Consider the following 4,812-nt stretch of genomic DNA (forward strand, 5'->3'; position numbering starts at 1 on the left):
GCACCTTCGTCAAGGTGGACCGGTTCTATCCGTCGTCGCAGATCTGCTCCCAATGTGGGGTCCGGGGCGGCCCGAAACCGCTTTCGATCCGGGAGTGGGCATGCAAGGCGTGCGAAGCGGTTCACGACCGCGACGTCAACGCCGCGAAGAACATCCACGCCGCAGGACGTGCGGAGTGGCTAAACGCCTGCGGAGGGGCAGTCAGCCTTCTCTCCTAGAGGGAAGCGAGCCCCAACGAAACAGGAACCCACCCAAGCGGCGCGCAGCGGCGCAGAAGGAATCCCGGTCGTTCACGGCCGGGAGGACGTCAAAACGCTTGACTGGATGGTCGCGTCGGTACGCAGTGTCGCAACGACAGCCAAACCCTGCTCCGTGCGGGCAAGCTCGAAAGCGTTCTGAAGTGTAATCACCGGTTGGCCTCCGATTCCGTACCGTCGGCGGCTTGACTCTGGCCCCGGTGTGCGGGTCGAGTGTCGAGTCGCTCTTCTGCCCAGTATGAGCCATCCGCTGCGACCAAAGACGCCGAAATTTGGAGAGGCCCCGAGCGCGGACCCGACAATCTCGCTGTCCACCACCCGTTGGCGAACAACGAAACGAAAGAGCCACCGGCGCTGAGAATCCAAGACCAGCAGCTTCGCGAAGGTTCTGCTCGAAGACGACGAAGGCCAGCCCAGCCCCTCGGTAACCGATGCCACAAGGACCCGTACCAGTCGTCAATTCCTTATCCGATGACAGGGAATGTCATAGGGAATCCATGGACACGGGCGGACACCGCACACAGGCGGCTCCTGCAGCCATTTCCGACCTGATCGCCGGTCGGCTTGCCGCGACGCGCCTGGGTCTATCCGACCTGCATTCAGTCGAAGTAGGCGGTAGGACTGTCGAACTTCCGTACGCCGTCGCAGGGCCACGGCGTCATCGGGTCATGGTCGGCAAGGCATAAGACGCCCCACCGTCCGCCCTCGGGTTGGTGATCGGCCATGAGCGTCCTCTGCACCTTTACGTACGCTGCAACCTCGGGCAGGTGACGCCTCGTGCTCTCGTAGTTGGTCAGCCGCGACTCAATCGAGCGGTTCAGTGGGCAACCCGGTGGTCGGACTTCGGCATATCAATTCCTCTAGTCGCGTCGAGAGTGAAAGCCTCTGGATCACCCGCCACCCCATTTCTGGCGACGGGCATCACCCGTGCGGACTGTTCCGCTACGTCGAGGATGTTCATTACAAATGCCGGTGCACTGATGCAAGTTCGCCCATCCGCCGGCGCGGACAGTAGCTTCCCAGTGATGGCATCGATTCAGGGCAGTCGGACCACCAAGAATTGGAGAACCCCGCCAGCCACTGGGGGTTTGGCTGGCGGGGTCAAATACACCCGCCCACGTCGCGTGGACAGTAGGCATGTGCCGGTTAATCGTATGACAGCGGTCACCAATAGTCAGAAAGTGTGACGCAGTCGATGGCCGTCAATTTGGTCGCCAGTCTGCAGCGCAGACATCCTCCCCGATGAACGACCCGCGGCGACCGTAGGAGACTCCGGCATTTCCAGGGACTCCATGCGAAGCAAAACAGGACATTCGTCCAAGTTCTCATAACTAATACCGACCTGTAGGTTTTGATACGACACCAGCATCGGCAGCAGAAGGGGGCGCCTTGCAGAAGCGCGCTATCGCTACGCGGCAGGCTGTGCTGGTCGCCGCGGCTGAGGCGTTCAACCGAATGGGTTACGTGAACGCAGGCCTACAAGAGATCATCTCCGAATCCGGGGTGACGAAGGGTTCGCTGTACTTCCACTTCAGCTCGAAAGACCAGTTGGCACGGGCGGTCATCGACGAAGGCTGCGCACGCCTCGATGCGGCATGCTCTCAACAATTCGACTCCCGCACACCAGCACTGGAAGCGTTGATCGGAATCTCGTACGTGATGATCGATCCGTCCAACAATGACAACCTGATGCTGGCCGCGTTCCGTCTGCTCAATGAGATGGGCGACTTCCGGGGCACAGGGCACGTGGTCTTCGATCAATGGACCTCGACCTACCAGGCACTGGCGGCAAGGGCAGTCGAAGAAGGCGACTTCCGCGCTGACACAAATCCGGACGAGGCCGGCCGCCTACTGCTCGAGATGACGTTCGGCACGCGCCTACTGGCGGTCGCAACCGACACACTGAGGGAACTGCCTGAGCGTATGACCACCGCATGGAAGGTTTTCCTGCCCGGGCTAGTCGACGACGCGAAAGTCGACTACTTCTCCCAGTTCGCCGCTCGCCGACTGTCCTCGTACCTCGTACCCTCCTAGCGTGTCGCCTCTCCCGGCGCGGACCGGAACCTTACCTCCGACTCCGTTGAACGAATCGACAGTGCCGGACATACCCACGGATGCCACATTAAAATCGTCGCTGCGTGCGTCTACTTTTCGAGAGGCCATGAAGCGGCGCCCACTGAGGCCCGCCAGCGCTGGCGGCAAATAGCATCACCTCGATCGAGACACATGAACACCCCGCCGCGTCGCAATCCGGTCACCGGACGTTTGAGCGTTCGAAGTGGTGCAGCACATCGAGAGCCCACCTAACGTCCCACGCCTGTGCATGCCCGACGCCCTGTTCGCGTGCGAACGACGCGCGCCCTTCGCCGCCCCAATTGTCCGCTGTGTGCGCCCCGCGCCCCGGGCGCCAGTTTTCCGTCGCATCCGCCTCGCCAAGGCACCCGACTGGTCACTTGTCCGGGTCCCAGTTCTATAGTTCGGCAACCGGCACATACGACCGGTCGGTTTTCTGTGGAGGGGTTCGTGACGCGAGCAGGCCAACCGCTACTCGAGGCAATTCCTGCCCTATCCTTCGAACGGTCGATTGCCCGCCGATACGTGCATCGGCAGGCGATCGCCGAGGTCTTCCTCACCGATTGCGCCGAACTGCCTCAGCCGAATCACTTCGTCATCGCGGCGCAGTGGCCGCGCCTGCACGGCTTCTACCGCACGAGGGGCGGCCTGTACGACCCGATGTTGATGACGGAAACACTGCGCCAAGCAGCGATCTACCTTGCCCACGTGCGATACAGGGTACCGCTGAGCGGACGATTCGTGATGCAGGACATTCACGTTCATGCGCAACTCGATGCTTTGGAGGTCGGGCCGGCGGCCGCAGACGTGACAGCGATCGTCACGCTCTCTGATCTGGTGCACCGCGGTGACGTACTGTCGAGCCTCCGCATCGACCTGCGGTTCTGGCTGGCAGGTCGGGAGATCGGGTCGGCATCCGGTGTCGCGGTAGTACTCCCGCCGTCCGCCTACACGAGGGCCCGGTGGGGCGCCGCAGGCCCGCGTACCCCCGGCCCGGCGAGGTTCGGCACGGCCATTGCACCATCTTTGGTGGGCCACGTCGAAGACCAGCACGTGGTGATCGGCCGACAGACTGCGCGCGACGAGTGGGAGGTGCGCGTCGACGTGACACATCCGGTGTTGTTCGACCATCCGCTCGACCATCTCCCCGGGATGCTGCTCCTCGAGGTGCTGCGCCAGAGCACGTTCGCCACGTTCGATGTTCCAGACGCACATATGGAGTCGATCGACGCGGCGTTCCATCGATTCGCCGAGCTCGACCAGCGCACCACCGTCCGGGTCCGGACGCTCGACGAAGGTCCTTTGGCGGCCCGCGCGGTGATCAGGCAGGGTGGTGTCGACGTCACCACGGGAACCATAAGACTGGCTCGTCGCTGAGCGTCCCGATCCACTAACGCCGGTGTTGGAGCTAGTTTCGCTGAGCACCTTCGCTGCGGGCCTTGCGAATTCGGCCGATGTCCGGGTGTCGATGTGCGGGCATGATTCCGGGTAGCAGGAACATCCACATGTCGTCGACGCGGTGTTCGAGGTCCGTGCGCAGCGTCAACACCTGGGAGACGGTCTGGACACCGGTGAAGGCACCGATCACAAACCGGGCGAAGCGGGGCGGATCGATATCCGGCTCGAGGTCACCCTCCTCCACGGCGCGCCGCGCCAGGTGCTCGCACGTGTTGATCCAGTCCAAATAGGGGTCGGCGGGACCTTGGTCGTCGACACTGAGTTCGAGAGTGATCCGAATGCCGGCCCGCACGATCGGGTCGTGCACGATTTGCCGGGCCATCTCGTGGCAGAGCATGACAATCTGCTCGATCGCCGACGCCTGTTCGCGACCGATCGCCTCCACCGAAGCGATTGAAGTCGCGTGCTGCTCGGCGATAATGCACCGCGCCAGTTCTTCCTTCGACTTGAAATGAAAGTACAGCGCTCCCTTGGTGAGGCCGGTGTTCTCGAGGATGGTTCCGAGACTGGCTCCGACAAAGCCTTGCTTCTCGAACAGCTCTGCCGCTCCGAGAACGATTTGCGCCCTTGTCGCTACAGCCCGCGCTTGTTGTGCCACTGACACCCTCTCCTGCTCCGTGAAGCGAGAAACCCGATAGACGAAAGTACATGCCGCGTTTACCAGCACGAACGCTACCCGTGCACCGCGAGGTAGTTGACCGTCGTACGACCGGACGCCCCCCTCGCGCTGTCCCCATGTGTTCTCGCTGCTCCATCCATCGTCGCCGCAGACTTACGACAGACCGTGGAGAACTCCACAAAGAAAACCAATCGGACGGTTTTGCTGTTACAGTTCGATCGTCGCGTTGGTCACGCGGCAAGGGAAACCGGGGAGACCGGCGGGCTGGGCGCAGAAGTCACTCTCATGAGGGGTGGGAGGAGCCACTGCGCCCAGCCACAGTCGTCCACGTCAGACCACCGGGGGCGTGACTCCCTCCCCCACACACGTCCCCTCAGACGCCGACGGCCAACTCCGGAAACGGAG

General features: G+C 62.5%; 4 protein-coding genes. 3 read left to right on the plus strand and 1 reads right to left on the minus strand.

What is annotated here, in order from left to right; translation table 11 throughout:
* From AZG88_RS18130 to AZG88_RS18140, 3 genes are all read left to right on the plus strand, one after another.
* Positions 1-218, plus strand: a 218-nt coding sequence (locus AZG88_RS18130) for a zinc ribbon domain-containing protein (protein WP_156517523.1), incomplete at its 5' end; no start/stop codon positions are given.
* 1,428 nt (positions 219-1,646) lie between these two features.
* Positions 1,647-2,291: a ScbR family autoregulator-binding transcription factor gene (locus tag AZG88_RS18135; protein WP_037235236.1), complete on the plus strand. Its 645-nt coding sequence runs from the start codon at positions 1,647-1,649 to the stop codon at positions 2,289-2,291.
* A 489-nt stretch (positions 2,292-2,780) separates the two neighbouring features.
* Positions 2,781-3,707, plus strand: coding sequence for a ScbA/BarX family gamma-butyrolactone biosynthesis protein (locus AZG88_RS18140; protein ID WP_061698482.1), 927 nt, complete (start codon positions 2,781-2,783; stop codon positions 3,705-3,707).
* A 31-nt stretch (positions 3,708-3,738) separates the two neighbouring features.
* Here the strand turns inward: AZG88_RS18140 and AZG88_RS18145 are convergent, their stop codons facing one another.
* On the minus strand, positions 3,739-4,386 hold the full coding sequence (locus AZG88_RS18145) for a ScbR family autoregulator-binding transcription factor (RefSeq protein ID WP_061698480.1): 648 nt from the start codon (positions 4,384-4,386) through the stop codon (positions 3,739-3,741).
* Between the last annotated feature and the right edge of the window lie 426 nt (positions 4,387-4,812).

Origin of the sequence: Rhodococcus sp. LB1 (assembly GCF_001583455.1) — a bacterium.
Taxonomy (GTDB): Bacteria; Actinomycetota; Actinomycetes; order Mycobacteriales; family Mycobacteriaceae; genus Rhodococcus_F; species Rhodococcus_F opacus.